Raw genomic sequence first — 16,104 nt, 5'->3', positions numbered from 1 at the left:
GCCGCGAAGGAGAACGCGCCCCGGCCACGCCGGAGGAGGAGGGGCGCGAGTACGGACGCGCGCTGCTGTTTTTCCTGGACCGTCTCGAAGAGAGATTTACGACGGAGGAGTCGCTCAAGCGCCTGCGCTTCTTCGTCGCCTGGGGCCATCGCTGGCTCCCCTTCGGGCATCACCTCTGGGCGCTGATGACCAAGGCGCATGACCTTCCCACGGCCCGCTCCTTCATCTGCCGCTTCTTCGAGTCCCCCCACACGATGGTGCCCCGCACGGCACTTTGAGCAATTCGCCCGCCCGATTCATTTCGGCCGCGCGCTGCCGTGGACCGCGATGGCGCCGACGACCAGCACCCAGAAGGGGAAGACACCGACGCCCGGAATGGCCTCCAGGATCAGCCCGGGCAGCAATGGCCAGCGCCAACCGAGCACGAGAAAGAGCAGCAGGGCTGTCAGAAAGTCGACCGGCCATTCGACGGGCGCTGCAAAGGTGGTGAATGCCGATATCGCGTCGGAGACGGCCGCAATGGCAAAAGCCAGATAGAGCTGTTTCCTGGTGAGGTCCGGAGGCCTGGCTGTCATTCCGAAAATCTCTCCCGGAAGCAAAGCTTCCACTTCAATTGCTTCCCGAACGAGTCTATCCGAATCGTGCCGGGCCAAGGGCTGCGCTCCGAGAGGCGTTGCCGGCGGTTCAAGCAATATACCTGGCTGAGCCTACCCCCGTCTGATTTGGGATGTTAGACTCGGCACACCCAGAGTGGATTTGTCCAGGCAGGGTCTCGGCCCGCAACTCGGCAGGATTCGAGCCGATTCGATGAGGCGGGTTGCGTGAGATGGTCCTTAAACAGTGGCGCCGCTGCGCAGGTCGCCATTCGACGCCATTGCACCGAACACGATTCTCGAAGGAGGCTCGCATGACACAGAATCGGTACTTCAAATGGTCCCTGCTCACGGTGATCGGCTTGATGGCGATCATGACCTTCGCCGTCTCGATCTCCGCTCCGTCCGCCGCCGCCACCGGCGACTACGCATCACGCAAAATGATCGGGAAGGCCCAGGCCATCCTGGTGCAGGAAGGCGATCTGGCGGAGGGCGCTTTCGAGGTGGGAGTGCTCGACGATTCCACCAGCTCCGCCCTGCGCACGTTTCAAAGCCGGCACAACATGCGCAGGACGGGAGTGCTGGACGATGAAACGCTGGCGCTGCTCACGAGCCACTTCGAGTCGGGCGATGCCGACGGCGACTATGTGACCGACGCCCTGGACAACTGTCCGGACACGATCCGGGGTGCCGAAGTGGACAGCCATGGCTGCCCCGTCGACGCCGACGGAGACGGCGTGGCAAACGGTCTCGACAGCTGTCCCGGCACACCGAAGGGGGCCGATGCGGATTCCAAGGGCTGCACGACGGATGCCGACGGGGATAGAGTCCCGGACGGCCTCGATCAGTGCGCCGACACGCCGCGATACGCCAGCGTCGACGGGAACGGCTGCCCGATCGATTCCGACGGGGACGGAGTATCCGACGGTCTGGACCGCTGCGCCAACACGCCTGCGGGCTCGCAGGTCGACGATCGGGGCTGCCCGGAGCAGGCCCAGTCGGCGAACATGTTCCAGCAAAGCAACAAGCTGGTCCTCGAGGGAGTCAATTTCGAGACCAACAGCGCCAAGCTGACCGAGGATTCCCAGTCGACGCTCGACCATGTCGCCTTTACGTTGAAGGACTGGTCGAAGGTGAGAGTGGAGATCGGCGGTCACACCGATTCGCAGGGCGACGACGAGCACAATATGGAGCTCTCCCAGGCCAGGGCCGACGCGGTGCGGGATTTCCTGGTCAGTCAGGGAGTCGACGCTTCGCGCCTCACCACGAGAGGCTACGGCGAGGCCGAGCCGATCGCCGACAACAAGAGCGCGAAGGGTCGAGCCAAGAACCGGCGGGTCGAGCTGACCAAGCTCGACTAGAAAGCGGGCTCAGGGTTCCAGGTCGGCAAGGCGGCAGATGAAACCCCATCCGCCGCCCAGCTCGCTGACGCCCAGCACCAGCTCGTTGGCGCCTTTCTTGAGAGGAAGGTAGACGACGTCGTTCTCCGGGTTGACGATGCCCAGGAACCCGGGATCGCGAAACCCCTGGGCGCTGCGGCCGCGATACAGAATCCGCCCGTTCAGGAAGACGCTGACGTCGTCGCTGTAGCCAATCAGGAGCTTCTTCACCTGGTCGCGGTCCGATTCGATGCGGGTCCGCGCATAGATCAGCTTCATGCCCGGCTGCGGCTCGAGGCGCTTCGAGAAGTCGCCCTGGAAGGTCACCTTCGGGTGCGGCGCCTCGCGATAGCGGTAGAGGACCACCAAGCCGGGGGGCTCGGCCTCCACATCCTGCCAGGAGATCTGGTTCGCTTCCGCGGCGGTGAGGGGCTGCTCCAGATTACGCTGGAGCGCATCATAGGAAGGTGACAGGCTCCAACGCACCAGCGTGCCCGGCGGCATCGGGGGGTTGTGCCGCTCCCAGGCAGCATCGGGCGTCACCCGCACCTCGAAATTCGAGAAGTAAGTCTCCCCGGTGAGCACGGCCAGGGCCAGCTGGCCTTTCTGCACGCCGCTCTTCAAATCGCTCATCTCCAGAACGGGCTTGCTCATGTCTTCGACAAAGAGCCTGCCCTGAGCCCCGGTCAGCTCCAGCCGCAAATGGAACCAGACATCTTTTGGAATGAGAACCGCCCCGGTGAAGCCGCTCCCGTTGTAGATCTGCCAGTTGAGTCCGGTGTTGAGGACCGGCGTGTACTGCAGGGCGTCGGGCAGCCCCGACTTGTGCTGGCGGAGATAGACCCACTCGGCGTTCCCTCCGTCGGAGGTGATGCGGAACTGAATGCCGAAGAAGCCGCGGCTTGCCGGGGTCGACACATCGACATCGATGACGCCGTCGCGCAGCTCGAAATCCTTCAGCACGGCCGCTCCGCCGTCCAGCCGAAGGCACTTGCGCCCTTGATGCTCGGCCACGACCGCCTGACCCTCGAGCTCCCATCGGGAGGACTCTGCGGGAACTGAGAGCTTCGACGGATTTTCGGAGCCGGCCGTGCCCAGGAGCAAAAGGGCCAACGCGCAGGGAATGAGACCTCGGACCATTGATCGCCTCGCTGCAGGATCCTACGGTCCGAACGCGGGATGGTTCAGGGAATCGTTTCAGCCGAGCGGAATGTCGCGGTGCGGAAGTCGAAGCGGGGAGTAGAGTCCCTCCCCGCGGAATAAAGCGGCCTGGGAAGCTGTGAAAGCTTGGCTTTCCCCTCTGCTTCCCAGGCCAGCCCTAGCGGGATGGGCCGCATCGCAAGGCCACAATGCGGCGCATCGCTGTGGGACGGAACTACTGACTACCTTTATAGCAGACAGGGTATCCGGATCCGGCACGAATGGCAGGGCCTCGAAATCGGGTGCGAAGGGGAAACCTCGAAGCTCGTTATCCGGAATATCCCGAGACGGCATGCGATTCACTTGCCGTATAATCACTCGACCCCTGAAAGCCCGCGAGGAACTGGAAAGTCGATGTCCAGCCCGAGTTTACAAAAAGCCCCTCTCTTCCAGACGGCCAGGTTCCGCGACCGGGACGAGCTGTCCGCCCTCATTCAGGGGGGGTCCTCCGAATTCATGCAAAAGGCTCCGGGCGCCTTCGCCGGGGAGTTCACGTTCGTGGGCCTGGACCACGGAATGATCCAGTTCGGCGATATCGACCTCCCCCACCTGGCGGGAGGCGTCTCCCAGAACAACTACTTCGGAGTGCTGTTCAACCTGTCGGCCGAGCCTGACTGGGTCTGGCGCGGCCAGAGCCTCGACCCGCACGCCCTTATCGCCATGGCCCCCCGCTCCGACATCCAGATGCTGATGCCGGCTCAGACGTCCTGGGCCTTCCTGTCGATGGAGTACGAGCCGCTGGGGCAGTCCCTCGTAGCCCTTACCGGCAGCGACGCGCCGCTGTTCGAGGAGGGATCGCGCCTGCTGGTGCCGACCGCCGATTCGCATCAGGCGCTGCGCACCCGGCTGGGTGCGGTGCTGGCCGCCGTCCGCCGCGACCCGACGCTGCTCGAGGTTCCCGAAGCCCGGAAAGGATTGGAGCAGTGGGTGATCACCTCCCTGGCCCGCGTCCTGGGCTCTTCCCTGCGCGTACGGCCGAGCCACCGGAGCTGGAACCGGGCGAGGGTGGCGCGGTCGGTCGAAGCCTTCCTGGATTCGGCCCCGATAGAGCAGATTTCCCTGTCGGATCTGTGTGCGGTGGCGGGAGTCAGCGAGAGGACGCTGCGTGACGTCTTCCAGGAGAACTACAGGATGAGTCCGTCCCAGTATTTGCGGATGCGGCGGCTGCATCAGGTGAGGCGGGCGCTGGGGCGGGCCAATGCCGATCTGCAGACGGTCCAGAGCGTGGCCAACCGCCACGGCATCTTCCACCTGGGACGCTTCGCGGCCGATTACCGCTCGCTGTTCAACGAATCCCCGGCGGAGACGCTGCGGCGGCCGCCCGGCCGCGACTGGGGCTCAGCCCCGACCACCTCGCACGGCAAGGCGCGCCGGAGCCTCCCCTTCCTGCCGCGGCCGAACTGAGCATTCCGGCTGGAGCTCAAGCCTGCAGCGGCGGGGTCTCTCCCGACAGCAGCCCCGCCAGGCCTGACGCGGAGAACTGCAGCCCCACCAGGAACGGTCCGAACTCACCGTACCAGGAGCTGGCTTCGTCGAAGCGCATCTCGTAGACCAGCTTCTTGAAGACCATCGGGTCGTCGGCGAACAGATCCACTCCCCATTCCCAGTCATCGAAGCCAATCGAGCCTGAAATGATCTGGGTGACCTGCTCGGCGTAGCGTCGGCCGATGAGGCCGTGCTCGCGCATCATCTCCGCGCGCCGCCGGATCCCTTCCGCATACCAGTTCTTCACCTCGCCGCGCTTCTTGTTCATTGGATAGAAGCAGACGTAGCGGCGCTTCGGGAAGGCGGGGACCAGGCGTCCTTTCATTCGCTCCCGCTGGCGCGACAGCTCCTCCGCCAGCGCCCGCTCGTGCTCGGGAGTGGCGGGCGCGATTCCTTTTTCCTCCAGCTCGGCGTGAATCTTGAGGGTCATCTCGTAGAGCCCCAGCTCCACCACCGACACATAGGAGCCGGCCGGCTCCAGGAACTCGCCCAGCCCCAAGCCTGCCACCGCCTGCTCCGCCTGGTGAATCGCCGGCAGATCGGGGCGGAAGTGAATCAGCATCAGATCGCACTTGTGTCCCAGCACCGCCACGCTGCAGGAAGGGCCCGCTTCGTTTTTCTCCATCTGCTCCAGCAGAAACGCCGCCTCGGCCGCCACCGCGGCGCGGCGGTCCTGCAGGAGCTTCTTCCACTCGGTCCAGCGGACACGGAACATCTGGTGCAGAAGAAAGTGCCCCTCCAAAGTCAGGGGCGCGGCGGAATCGGACAGCGTCATACCTTGAAGACCTCCCGGAGGATACGCACCGAGGCGGCATGGATCGCCACCGTGTCCTCCACGTTCACGGCGTAGCCGCCCGCCAGAGTCAGGTGCACGCGGGCTTTGTGCCTTCTCCCCGCCTCGAAGACGAGCCGGTCGCGCTTTTCGAGCCCTTCGCGCGTCAGATTGAGACCTCCCAGCTGGTCTTCCCCGAAAGGGTCGGCCCCGGCGATATAGAACAGGAGATCGGGCGTGAGCTTCTGCATGGCCGCGGCCAGCCCTTGCTCCAGCTTCTCCAGGTATTCGGCGTCGCCCGTCCCGTCGGCCAGGTCGATGTCGAGGCTGCTGGGAGGCTTGTGGAACGGGTAGTTGTGGAACTGATGAATCGACAGCGTGAAGACGTCGGGATCCTTCCTGAAGATCGCGGCCGTGCCGTTGCCGTGGTGCACGTCGCAATCGACCACCATCGCCCGATCGATCCTGCGATCTTTCTGCATCCTGCGGATCGCCACCGCCACGTCGTGGATCAGACAGAAGCCTTCGCCATGATCCGGGTAGGCGTGGTGGAAGCCGCCTCCCAGGTTGACCGCCGCCGACCTGGCGTCCAGCGCCAGCTTCGCCGCCAGGATCGAGCCTCCCGCGGCCAGGATGAAGGCGTCCACCAGCTCGCGCGAATAGGGGACCTCCTGCCGCATGATCTCGACCGGCGAGAAGGTCCCGGTCTTGAGCTTATGGATGTAGGAAGGGGCGTGCACCAGGAGGAGATCTTCATCGCTCGCCGGCGCGGGCTCTACCAGATCGGCCGGCGTGATGGTCCCGTCGGCGAGCAGCTTCTCTTTCACGCGGCGATACTTCACCGCCGGGAAGACATGCTCTCCCAGCTGCAGGAAGTAGGCATCGGAATAGACCACTTTCACGGGCTCTCTCCTGGGGTTGCGCCGCGATTATACCCGGCGCAGGCCCGCAAAAAGAAAAGCCCCGCGGGAGCGCGGCTCCCGCGGGGCTCGAGCTGATACCCGGGGTGCTACATCTGCCCTGTCGGGCGTCCCTGGTTCCGGTCCATCCCGGCCGCCAGCGCGGCGCTGGCTCTGGCCCGCGTCTCATCCAGATGCGCGCGGGTAATGGCGTCGACCTTTCCACCCGTGGCCAGGGCGGCGTCGCACCCCTTGCGGATCTCGGACAGTTCGGCCCGCGCCAGGGTGCGCGCGTCTTCCGGCGCCCCGGCCACGTCGCCCACGGCCAGATCCACCAGCTTCTCGAGGTGCATGCGCTGCAGGTTGCGGCGGAACGAGTTGACGTTCTCGCGCGTCTGCAGCTCGCTCCAGACCGCCTTGTGCATGCCGGTGAACATCTCACTCATGGTGAACAGGTCCTTGCTCTTCACGGCGGCCTTCGCTTCGACACCGTTGGCCTGCATCAGGCGCACCGTCTCCTTCTCCCCCGTGCGCGCCTCCATGTCGTTCAGGCGGCCCAGGTTGGTCGGGCTGTACATCCGGTTCATCGGGATCGACTGCAGGAGCGTGACGAGGGTGTGAATCGGGAAGTCGTTGCGCTCCACCTGCCACACCGTCCCCTGCAGATCGGGGAGCCGCTCCACCGCCAGCTTGTTGAGAAGCTGCGGCGAGATCTTCAGCGCGTCGGGCCCGAAGATCTCCTTGGTCAGGAAGTTCAGGGCCTCGCGCTGCTGCGCCGCCGGCACCGGCTCGTAGGGGACGCGCCCGCCCGGATCGCCGATGTGATCGCGGTTGTGGCGGATGCCGCCGATTGCCTTGGGAACGTTGAGCGCCGCGGGGAACATCTCGCCGACGGCCGCCCCGAACACGGAGCGCAGCTTCTGGTAGCGCGTTCCGGGCTCACCGAACTCCTTCTCCATGTCCGCCACCATCTCGCGGAAGATGTCGGCGTTGTTCTCGTAGTAGGCGAGGGTGTCGGTGCTGAGGTCCCACACGTTCACGCCCGGGTCCATGCCGCGCACCCCGGCGTTGTCCTCGTCGGTGCCGTAGGCCAGGCCAGGCTGTGCGACGCGTGAAGCGATCTTGTCCAGCTCCGGCTTCTCGGCCTCGGTCGAGCCGCCCGATACGGGCTTGTAGGCATACTCGATGGCCCACTTGTCATAGGGACCGACCGTCGATGCGAAGAATTGTCCTTGCTTCTTTCCCTTGGGCGCCAGGTTGACCGGGACATAGTCCATGACCGATCCGACGAGCCCCTGGCGCGCGGTGAGCTCGGCGTCCTGGATCTGATCGAATCCAAGGGTTGTGCTCGACTTGAAGTTGTGGCGCAGGCCCAGGGTGTGGCCGACCTCGTGCATGGTGATATAGACGAGGGCCTGGTTGACATACTCCAGCTCTTTGGCGGGGGTCATCTGGCCGCGGGCCGCCAGGACGTTGTAGCCGACCGCCATCTGCTGCATGAAGCCCTGGGCGAAATCGCAGTACCCCATGCCCGCGAAGGAGGTGTCGGGACGCGCCCCGGGAGGAGACCAGCGCGCCGGCTGCTGCGGCAGGGAGTCGGTCATCAGCGCCTCGAGCGAGAACGGACCCAGCATGTCGGTCCAGCCGGTGAGCGACTTGATCATCGCACCCTGTGCCGGCGTCGCGCCGGCGAAGGCGCGTCCGGTCGGAGCCGCGACCTCGACGTAATCCTGGTGGAAGTTGCGCACCAGGTCGGCGGAGAAGCGGATGTCGGCGTCGAAGATCTCGCCGGTGTAAGGGTTGATGCGCGAGGGGCCCTGCGCAAAGCCGGCGCCCGGCGCCACGATCCAGCGGATCGAGGCCCAGCGCACGTCGGCCGCGTCCCAGTCGGCGTCCGCCGGCTGGTCCTTCGCCTGGATGGCGTTCTTGAAGCCGGCCTGCTCGAAGGCGGCGTTCCAGGCCTCGATGCCGCGCTTCACCGCGTCGCGATACTCGGGCGGAATGGTGTTCTCGATGTAGTAGACGATCGGCTTCACCGGCTCGGAGAGGGCCGCGTTCGGGTCCTTCTTCTCGAGGCGCCAGCGCGTGACGTAGCGCACCGCCGGGGTATCGAGCGACTCGTCGGTGTAGTCGTCCATGACCGCCAGGAAGTGCCCGACCCGATCGTCGGCGAGGCGGGCGCGATAGCCGTCGGCCGGCAGCTTCGAAATCGAATAGTGGAACTTGATGAGCATGCTGCGCGGATCAGCGGCATAGACGGGGCGGATCTTGGCTTCCTGCGTCTTGAAGTTCAGGACCGTGTCGAAATCGAGGTTCTCCGGGTAGCCGCTCACCTTCGCGAAGCTGCTGCCGCCGCCGTCATACCCGTAGGGCGTGTCGAGGGTGTACTTGAGCGCCAGCGACATCCCCTCGAGGTCCTGGAGGAACAGGCTCGACATGTCGACCAGGATGCTCTTGCGCTCAGGGTGCGGCTGGCTCTCCACCTTGGCCTGCGACACGATCGCGTCGGGCGCGGCCAGCGCGGCCTGCGGCTTCAGCGCCGCCTTGTCGTCGATGCGGAAGTTGGGATTGATGTGGATGAGGCGCACCATCTTGCCGATGCGCTGGAACTGGACCGGGTACTCGGGCCACATGTCGGAAGGATAGAGGAAGCCCTGGCCTACCCCGGACACCAGCGTCGGATTGAGCAGGAAGGTTTTGTCGAGCTGATCGGGGGCGATCTCCAGCAAGTACTTCGCCTCGTCGTCCTTCACGTAGACGTTGAACAACCCCTTCACTTCGCGGGCATTCTTGGTCGCCTTCTCGAAGGTGGGCTCCTTGGCCTCCTCTTTTTCGTCCTTGGGGGCCCCTTCGGCCTTCTCCCCCTTCTTGTCCTTCTTCTTCTTGGAAGTCTCCTTCCCTTCTTCCGCGCGCTTCTCGGGGGAACCGGTCGCCGCCGCGAGCGCGGCGGGGGCTCCCGAGCCCAGGACGAAGACCGCCAAGAGCGCGGTGATTCCAGCACTTCGACCGAGACGGGTCAGGCTTTGGCTCATACTTCTCCTCCAGATTTGGGGGGTGCTCCGAAGGGTCTTGCGACCTTGACGGAAATAAGGATCGGAAACTGGTTATTCTTACGTGCTCCTCGGCCTTTAGTTTCCTCATGGTGGTGCGAAGCTTGTTGCTGTTTCCCTCTGGGGCTGCCGGGATTCTTGAATTGCACCTTATTCCCAGGGCCATCCAACTGAGAACAAATGACTAATTCGTCCAGCAGCAACAAGGTCCGCACCACCATGGATCCGGTGTGCGGGATGGTGGTGCAGCCGGAGACAGCCGCCGGCAGCCACCGGCACGGGGCCGAGACCTACTTTTTCTGCAGCGACTGGTGCCTGAAGAAGTTCCGTGAGGCGCCGGAAAGCTACCTGAGCGCCCTGTCCAGCGGAGCCGGATCGGCCGTTACGGCAGCGCGCCCGGCCCCAGCGGCGGCGGACGTAGGGGCAGGCTCCATTTACACCTGTCCGATGCACCCCGAAATCAGGAGGGCGGGACCCGGCTCCTGCCCCATTTGCGGCATGGCTCTCGAGCCACTCGCCCTGACGGCCCAGGAGCTACCGGATCCGGAGCTTGCCGGCATGCGCCGCCGTCTGGCGCTGGGAGCGGCGCTCACCTTTCCCCTTATCGTGCTGAGCATGGGCGGGATGATTCCTGGCCTGCTGCCCCACGGGCTGGTCGCCGGCTCCCTTGCCAATTTCATCCAGCTCACCCTGGCCACGCCGGTGGTTCTCTGGTGCGGATTCCCCTTCTTCGTCCGCGGCTGGCAATCGGTCGTGAACCGCAGCCTGAACATGTTCACCCTGATTGCCCTGGGAACCGGGGCCGCCTATCTCTCCAGTCTGGCGGCCACCCTGTCCCCTGACTGGTTTCCCGCATCATTTCGCGACGCGCACGGCCAGGTTCCGGTCTACTTCGAGGCCGCCGCGGTCATCACGGTCCTCGTCCTCCTCGGACAAGTCCTGGAGCTGCGGGCGCGCGGACGGACGCGCGACGCGGTGCGCGCGCTGTTGCGCCTCGCCCCGGCCCTGGCCCGGAGAATCCGCCCCGACGGCACGGAGGAAGAGATCCCGCTCGGCGCGGTAACACCCGGCGACCGGCTGCGGGTGCGGCCGGGCGAGCGCGTTCCGGTGGATGGTGTCGTGGTGGAGGGAGCCAGCGCCGTCGACCAGTCGATGATCACCGGCGAGCCGCTGCCGGTGGAAAAGCGCGTGGGAGATCCGGTCATCGGCGGCACGCTCAACGGCCTCGGCTGGATGATCCTGGCCGCGGAAAAGGTCGGAAGCGAGACGCTGCTGGCGCGCATCGTCCGGATGGTGTCCGAGGCGCAGCGCAGCCGTGCCCCGATCCAGCGCCTGGCCGACCGGGTGGCGGCCTGGTTCGTCCCGGCGGTGATCATCGTCGCCCTGCTCAGCTTTGTCGGCTGGGCGTGGCTCGGGCCCGAGCCGCGCGGCGCCCACGCCCTGCTGGCTGCCGTGGCGGTGCTGATCGTCGCCTGCCCCTGCGCTCTGGGGCTGGCGACGCCGATGTCGATCATGGTCGGGGTGGGCCACGGTGCAGCGGCCGGCATCCTGATCCGCGACGCCGAGGCTCTCGAGGTCCTCGGAGAGGTCGATACGATCGTCGTCGACAAGACGGGGACGCTCACCGAAGGGAAGCCGGCGCTGGCGGAGGTCATCGCGGCTTCCGGCGCCGGAGAGGACGAGGTGCTGCGCCTGGCCGCGGGACTGGAGATGGCCAGCGAGCACCCGCTGGCGGCGGCCATCATCCAGGGAGCGCGGCGGCGCCGTCTGCAGACCGCGCCCGCCGCCGATTTCCGCGCCTACCCGGGCCGAGGGATCGAGGGGAGGGTGGAAGGACGCCGGGTCGCCATCGGCACGGAGGAATTCCTGCGCTCGAACGGAGCCGATCCGGCACCGCTGTCGGAAGGCGCCGGGGCGCTGCGGCGGAAGGGACACACCGTGGTCCTGGTGGCGATCGACGGCGTGGCTGCCGGGGTTATCTCGATCGCCGATGCCATCCGCGAGTCGACGCGCCTGGCCCTGCACCGGCTGCGCGAGGACGGCGTGCGCCTGGTGATGGCCACGGGGGATCATCGCGCCACCGCCGAGGCGGTGGCCCGCGAGCTGGGGCTGCGGGACGTGCACGCCGGGCTGCTGCCGGATCAGAAGGCGGAGCTGGTGCGCTCGCTGCGCGCCGGGAAGCATCGGGTGGCTATGGCGGGGGACGGGATCAACGATGCGCCGGCCCTGGCCGCCGCCGACGTCGGAATCGCCCTGGGAACGGGATCCGACGTGGCCCTGGAAGCCGCGGGGGTGACGCTGGTGAAAGGAGACCTGCGAGGAATCGCGCGGGCCCGGCGCCTGAGCCGGGCCACGGTGCGCAACATCCGTCAGAACCTTTTCTTCGCTTTCTTCTACAACCTTCTCGGCGTCCCGGTCGCCGCGGGAATCTTCTACCCCTTTTTCGGGTGGCTCCTCAGCCCCATGATCGCCAGCGCCGCGATGAGCTTCAGCTCCGTATCGGTGATAGCCAATGCCCTGCGCTTGCGGCGTCTTGGGCTCTAAGGCCGTGCCTCCACCGGCGGCATCGTCAGCACACCCGGATCGTTGGAAAGCCCCATCATCCGGACCTGCCGCACCAGCGGCTGCAGCGCTTTCAATCCCTGCATCACCGCCGCCACCGCGGCTTCGTCGGGATCGTCATCGCGATCCTGGTCGAAGATCATCTCGAATGGAGACTTCTTGGGCGGGAAAACCTTGACCTTCACCGCTTCCTTCTCGGGGATCTTGGCGGCCTCCCGGGCCAGCTTCATCGCCTCCGGATAGCCTCCCAGCTCGTCCACCAGCCCGAGACCCTTGGCATCTTCGCCGGTCCAGATGCGTCCCTTCGCGATTTGCAGAACTTTGTCCTTCGGGAGCTTCCTTCCCTCGGCCACCTTCGAGGTGAAGTCGACGTAGACGCGGTCGAGCCAGGCCTGGAAGCGGGACCACTGCTCCGGCGAGTAGTCGTGCGTGCCGGTCCAGAAGGTGGAGTTCTGGCTGGAGTGGACCTCGTCCCACGACAGCCCGATCTTGTCCCAGAACTCGTTGGTGAGCATCTTGCCGCCGAGAACGCCGATGGAGGCGGTGATCGTCCCCGGCTGCGCCACGATCTTGTCGGCCGACATGGCGACGAAGTAGCCGCCCGAGCCCGCCAGGTTCCCCATCGTCACGATGACCGGCTTGCCGGCCTTGCGCGCCCGCACCGTCTCGCGCCAGATCGTGTCGGAGGCGACGTAGGAGCCGCCGGGCGAGTCGACCCGGAAGATGATGGCCTTCACGGAGGAGTCCTTCACCGCCTGCCGGAAGGCGGCGGAGACGCGGCGGCTGCCCATCACTTCTTCGCCGGAGATGGGGCTGTAGCCCCCCTCGCCGCGGGCCACCGCTCCCAGACCGTAGATCAGGGCAATCGTCTTGCCCTGCCCGCCGGCCATCTTGGTGGTGCGCTTGCGGTAGTCGTTCACGTTCAGGAAATTGATCCCGTCCCCCAGCTTCTTCTTGACGTGGGCCATGACTTCGTCGCGATAGGCCATTCCGTCCACCAGCCCGGCATCCTGGGCCTCTTTCCCCAGGAAGGGGCCGCGGTCGATGAGCGACCGGACCTGCGCCTCGGTCAGATGCCGCCCCTCGGAAATCCCGCGGGCGATCTGCGAGAACCAGGAGCTCATCAGCTTTTCCATCGCTTCCTTGAAGTAGGGGTCGTACTTCTTGTCGGTGTAGAAGTTCATCGCGTTCTTGTATTCGTAGCGATGATCCATGCGCGGCTTCAATCCCAGCTTGTCGAGCGTGCCGCGCGCGAACGGGCTCTCCAGGATGACGCCGGTGAGCCCCACGTCGCCGGAAGGCTGCAGATAGATCTCGTCGAATGCGGTGGCCAGATAGTAGGAACCTCCCCCCGGGCTGAACTCCCCGAAGGTCTCGGAATAGGCAATCGCCGGCTTCTTGCTGGCACGGAAGGCGGTGACGGCATCGCGCAGCTCCTGGAGCTGGGCCATTCCCAACGGCGCGGCGCCGACCCGCGCCACGAGCCCGACGACCCGATCGTCCTTGCCGGCGCGATCCAGCGTCTCGACCAACCCCCGCATCGTCATCGCATCTTTCATCAGCACGGCGGCGATGGGGTCCTCCGGCACGTCCTCGACGATCTCCTTCTCGAAATCCAGCTCGAGGACGGTCTTCTGCGAAACGCTTCCCTTCCCCGCCTTGACCAGAGCGAAGACGAGGACGCCGAGGACGAGGACGAAGACCACCAGTCCTCCCACGACCGCCAGCAATCTGAGCAGCACTTTACCCATGGAACCAACCCCCCCTGGGATGGTGATTTCGACGCGACCTTCCGCCGGCGGCCCCCCCGGACTGCTGCGGAAAGCGTACCCGTCCCCCACGAAAGCCACGGGATCATACGCAAGAAATGGGCCCGGGTTCTACCCGGCCCCGCGCGGCCTGCGGACGGCTGGGGTAGACTAAGGAGTCCGCGGCGCGCCTCCGGGCGCCCTCCGGGCCGCATCAACCTTTCTTTCAACCCGCGACACGGCTGAGGGGGTCTCCCCATGAAATTGTCCAGGATGCTTCTGCTCCTCCCGCTGATCCTGGGCGGGACGGGCTGCAACGACGAAGGCGACACCATCATCGTGAACCCCGACTGCGGCGTCATCCGCACCGACCTGCTTGGGACCTACAGCGTCACCTTCAATCCGGTGGTCGCCGATTTCTTCAATTGCTCCGACCCTTCTTTCAACGGACAGACAGTGACGGTTACCTCGCAGCAGATCAACTTCAACTCGGTGCAGGTCTTCGCTTCGGGTCTGAACGTTGGGTTCACGTTCAACAGCATCACCAGCCCCCAGAGCATCTTCGGCAACGTCGAGGCCGACACCTGCGGGACCAGCTTCTCAGTCCTCGACAACGAGGGGGTCTATCTTCAATGCTTCGGCACCTTCGACAGGAGCACGGGGCTGGTCCAGGCGGCGTGCGACTCCGCCGCGGTGCTCGAGACCCCGGTCACCGATCCTCCCGTGATCTTGTCCGACTGCGACGTCGACCCGATCCTCCAGGTAACGCTGGCCATCAACTGAGATGAAAGGATTCGAAAGGACCCCTCCCGAGCTGCGCTGGATCCTGCGGCGGCGGATCGACCGGCTCGGGCTGAAGCTGGAGGGCTCCCCTGTGGAGCGCTTCGTCCTCCAGCTGCAGCGGGAGCTGCGCCGCAAGGGGATCACCCGCTTCCAGGCGGTCTGCTACCTGACGGATGAGTGGGGCTGTCCCGACCGCGAGCCGATCATCGGCATCCCCTTCTACCTGGCCAATCCGAAGCTGGCGATCCTGGAAAAGAAGATGAACGACCTGGAGGATTCCCGCAAGATCATGAAGTACCTGCGCCACGAGGCGGGCCATGCCTTCAACTATGCCTACCGCCTGTTCACGACGCCGCGCTGGCGCCAGCTGTTCGGCCCCTTTCGGCGCCCCTACCGCGAGGACTACCGGCCGCTCCCCTTCTCGCGGCGCTACGTGCGCCACCTGGAAGGGTGGTACGCGCAGAAGCATCCCGATGAGGACTTCTCCGAAACCTTCGCCGTCTGGCTGACACCCACGTCGCGCTGGCGTCAGCGCTACCGCGGCTGGCCGGCCATGCGCAAGCTGCTCTACGTCGACGGCGTCGTCCGGCGGCTGGGGACGCGGCCGCCGCTGGTGGACCAGGGGCGCACCGACGTGACGGTCTCGGAAATGAGGGAGACGGTGCGGGATTTCTACCGCCGGATGGCAAGGCAGAACCGAGCAAAGGTAAAGCTGGCGCTGGAAGGGGACCTCTCGGACATCTTTCCGCGCCGCGGTGCCGCCTCCGACGGCCTGGTCCCCGCCGCCCGGATCCTCCAGCCCCGCCGGGCCGAGATCATCGACAAGATCGCCACCTGGACGGGCGTGCGCCCCGAGATGGTGCGGGCGCTGATGGAGACCATCCTGCGGCACTGCCGTGAGAAGAAGCTGATGGCGGTGCGGCGGCGCGAGGACACCTACCTGGTGGAGCTGACCGCCTATGCCACCGCGCTGGCGATGAACTACCTCGAGCGGGGGCGTTTCGTATTAAAGTAACGGGCCTCGTCGGGCCCTCCAGCCAAGGAATCTATGGCCAAGCTGCGTGTCGCGATCCTGTACGACATCTGGTACGAGGAAGAGGAAGAGACTTCCGAAGAGGCGAAGCCCGTCCGCCGGAAGCGCAAGCCCGACAAGGAGGACCGCCAGGAGATCCACGAGGCGCTCCGCGAGTCCGGGCATTCCCCTTTCTACGTCACCGTGGACGGCACGCGCGAGTCGCTGGCCAACCTGACCAAGACGGAGTGCGATCTCGTCTTCAACCTCACCGCCTCGTGGGCCGGCGACGACACCAAGGATGTCCACCTGGCCGCCTATCTCGACCTGTGCGGCTTCAAGTACACCGGCACGGGACCTTTCGGGATCCACCTGTCGCAGAACAAGACACTGGCCAAGAAGATCTTCGCCTTCCACGGCATCCGCACCCCTTATTTCGCCACGGTTTACCGCGGACGGCTCGACTGGGCGCACGAAGACCTCTCCTTCCCGGTCATCGTGAAGCCGGCGCGCGAGGACGGCTCGATCGGCATCGAGTTCAACGCCGTCGTCAGCTCGATCCGCGAGCTGATGGAGCGGATCGACTGGCTGCACGCCAACTTCGACTCGCCCGTCCTGATC

13 protein-coding genes are annotated in these 16,104 nt (G+C 65.7%); 7 read left to right on the top strand and 6 right to left on the bottom strand.

Annotated elements, in window-relative coordinates:
• Positions 1-278, top strand: a 278-nt coding sequence (locus VFW45_02410) for a hypothetical protein (GenBank protein ID HEU5179617.1), incomplete at its 5' end; no start/stop codon positions are given.
• A gap of 18 nt (positions 279-296) precedes the next feature.
• On the opposite strand, the gene VFW45_02405 is transcribed toward VFW45_02410, so the two are convergent.
• Positions 297-653 carry a hypothetical protein gene (locus tag VFW45_02405; protein HEU5179616.1) on the bottom strand — a complete coding sequence of 119 codons (357 nt, stop codon included), beginning with the start codon at positions 651-653 and terminating at the stop codon, positions 297-299.
• 254 nt (positions 654-907) lie between these two features.
• Between VFW45_02405 and VFW45_02400 the strand changes: the two genes are divergently transcribed.
• Positions 908-1,954, top strand: coding sequence for an OmpA family protein (locus tag VFW45_02400; GenBank protein HEU5179615.1), 1,047 nt, complete (start codon positions 908-910; stop codon positions 1,952-1,954).
• Between the two features lie 9 nt (positions 1,955-1,963).
• Here VFW45_02400 and VFW45_02395 read toward each other — a convergent pair whose 3' ends face one another.
• Entirely contained in the window at positions 1,964-2,986 is a 1,023-nt protein-coding gene (locus VFW45_02395; protein ID HEU5179614.1) for a hypothetical protein, read from the bottom strand.
• A gap of 540 nt (positions 2,987-3,526) precedes the next feature.
• Here VFW45_02395 and VFW45_02390 point away from each other — a divergent pair.
• The gene (locus tag VFW45_02390; protein HEU5179613.1) at positions 3,527-4,576 is read left to right on the top strand and encodes a helix-turn-helix transcriptional regulator; all 1,050 of its coding nucleotides are present in this window, start codon (positions 3,527-3,529) and stop codon (positions 4,574-4,576) included.
• Between the two features lie 16 nt (positions 4,577-4,592).
• Here VFW45_02390 and hemQ read toward each other — a convergent pair whose 3' ends face one another.
• The 3 genes from hemQ to VFW45_02375 form a co-directional block, all read right to left on the bottom strand.
• Positions 4,593-5,432, bottom strand: coding sequence for a hydrogen peroxide-dependent heme synthase (gene hemQ, locus VFW45_02385; GenBank protein HEU5179612.1), 840 nt, complete (start codon positions 5,430-5,432; stop codon positions 4,593-4,595).
• Positions 5,429-6,331, bottom strand: a complete 903-nt coding sequence (locus VFW45_02380) for a histone deacetylase (protein HEU5179611.1) — start codon at positions 6,329-6,331, stop codon at positions 5,429-5,431. Before VFW45_02380 ends, hemQ begins: the two co-directional genes overlap by 4 nt.
• Before the next feature lie 107 nt (positions 6,332-6,438).
• The gene (locus VFW45_02375; protein HEU5179610.1) at positions 6,439-9,360 is read right to left on the bottom strand and encodes a zinc-dependent metalloprotease; all 2,922 of its coding nucleotides are present in this window, start codon (positions 9,358-9,360) and stop codon (positions 6,439-6,441) included.
• 198 nt (positions 9,361-9,558) lie between these two features.
• Here VFW45_02375 and VFW45_02370 point away from each other — a divergent pair, with 198 nt between their 5' ends.
• A complete protein-coding gene (locus VFW45_02370) occupies positions 9,559-11,922 on the top strand; it encodes a heavy metal translocating P-type ATPase (GenBank protein HEU5179609.1) in 2,364 nt (787 codons plus the stop codon).
• Here the strand turns inward: VFW45_02370 and sppA are convergent.
• Positions 11,919-13,691, bottom strand: coding sequence for a signal peptide peptidase SppA (gene sppA / locus VFW45_02365; protein ID HEU5179608.1), 1,773 nt, complete (start codon positions 13,689-13,691; stop codon positions 11,919-11,921). The genes VFW45_02370 and sppA overlap by 4 nt on opposite strands.
• 255 nt (positions 13,692-13,946) lie before the next feature.
• On the opposite strand from sppA, the gene VFW45_02360 reads away from it, so the two are divergent.
• From VFW45_02360 to VFW45_02350, 3 genes are all read left to right on the top strand, one after another.
• Entirely contained in the window at positions 13,947-14,471 is a 525-nt protein-coding gene (locus VFW45_02360; GenBank protein ID HEU5179607.1) for a hypothetical protein, read from the top strand.
• Position 14,472: 1 nt separating this feature from the next.
• Entirely contained in the window at positions 14,473-15,486 is a 1,014-nt protein-coding gene (locus VFW45_02355; protein ID HEU5179606.1) for a putative zinc-binding metallopeptidase, read from the top strand.
• A 33-nt stretch (positions 15,487-15,519) separates the two neighbouring features.
• Positions 15,520-16,104 (top strand): D-alanine--D-alanine ligase (locus VFW45_02350; GenBank protein ID HEU5179605.1); only part of this gene is annotated, 585 nt, incomplete at its 3' end.

The sequence above is a fragment of the Candidatus Polarisedimenticolia bacterium genome, assembly GCA_035764505.1.
GTDB lineage: Bacteria > Acidobacteriota > Polarisedimenticolia > Gp22-AA2 > AA152 > AA152.
Note: the sequence above shows the minus strand (reverse complement) of the source record. Positions and strands in the feature narration are given on the sequence as shown.

What these genes read in the sequence shown, in the direction of transcription:
- hemQ (HEU5179612.1), bottom strand. Translation starts at nt 5,432, where the DNA reads ATGACGCTGTCCGATTCCGCCGCGCCCCTGACTTTGGAGGGGCACTTT.
- VFW45_02375 (HEU5179610.1), bottom strand. Translation starts at nt 9,360, where the DNA reads ATGAGCCAAAGCCTGACCCGTCTCGGTCGAAGTGCTGGAATCACCGCG.
- sppA (HEU5179608.1), bottom strand. Translation starts at nt 13,691, where the DNA reads ATGGGTAAAGTGCTGCTCAGATTGCTGGCGGTCGTGGGAGGACTGGTG.
- VFW45_02360 (HEU5179607.1), top strand. Translation starts at nt 13,947, where the DNA reads ATGAAATTGTCCAGGATGCTTCTGCTCCTCCCGCTGATCCTGGGCGGG.
- VFW45_02370 (HEU5179609.1), top strand. Translation starts at nt 9,559, where the DNA reads ATGACTAATTCGTCCAGCAGCAACAAGGTCCGCACCACCATGGATCCG.
- VFW45_02400 (HEU5179615.1), top strand. Translation starts at nt 908, where the DNA reads ATGACACAGAATCGGTACTTCAAATGGTCCCTGCTCACGGTGATCGGC.
- VFW45_02390 (HEU5179613.1), top strand. Translation starts at nt 3,527, where the DNA reads ATGTCCAGCCCGAGTTTACAAAAAGCCCCTCTCTTCCAGACGGCCAGG.
- VFW45_02355 (HEU5179606.1), top strand. Translation starts at nt 14,473, where the DNA reads ATGAAAGGATTCGAAAGGACCCCTCCCGAGCTGCGCTGGATCCTGCGG.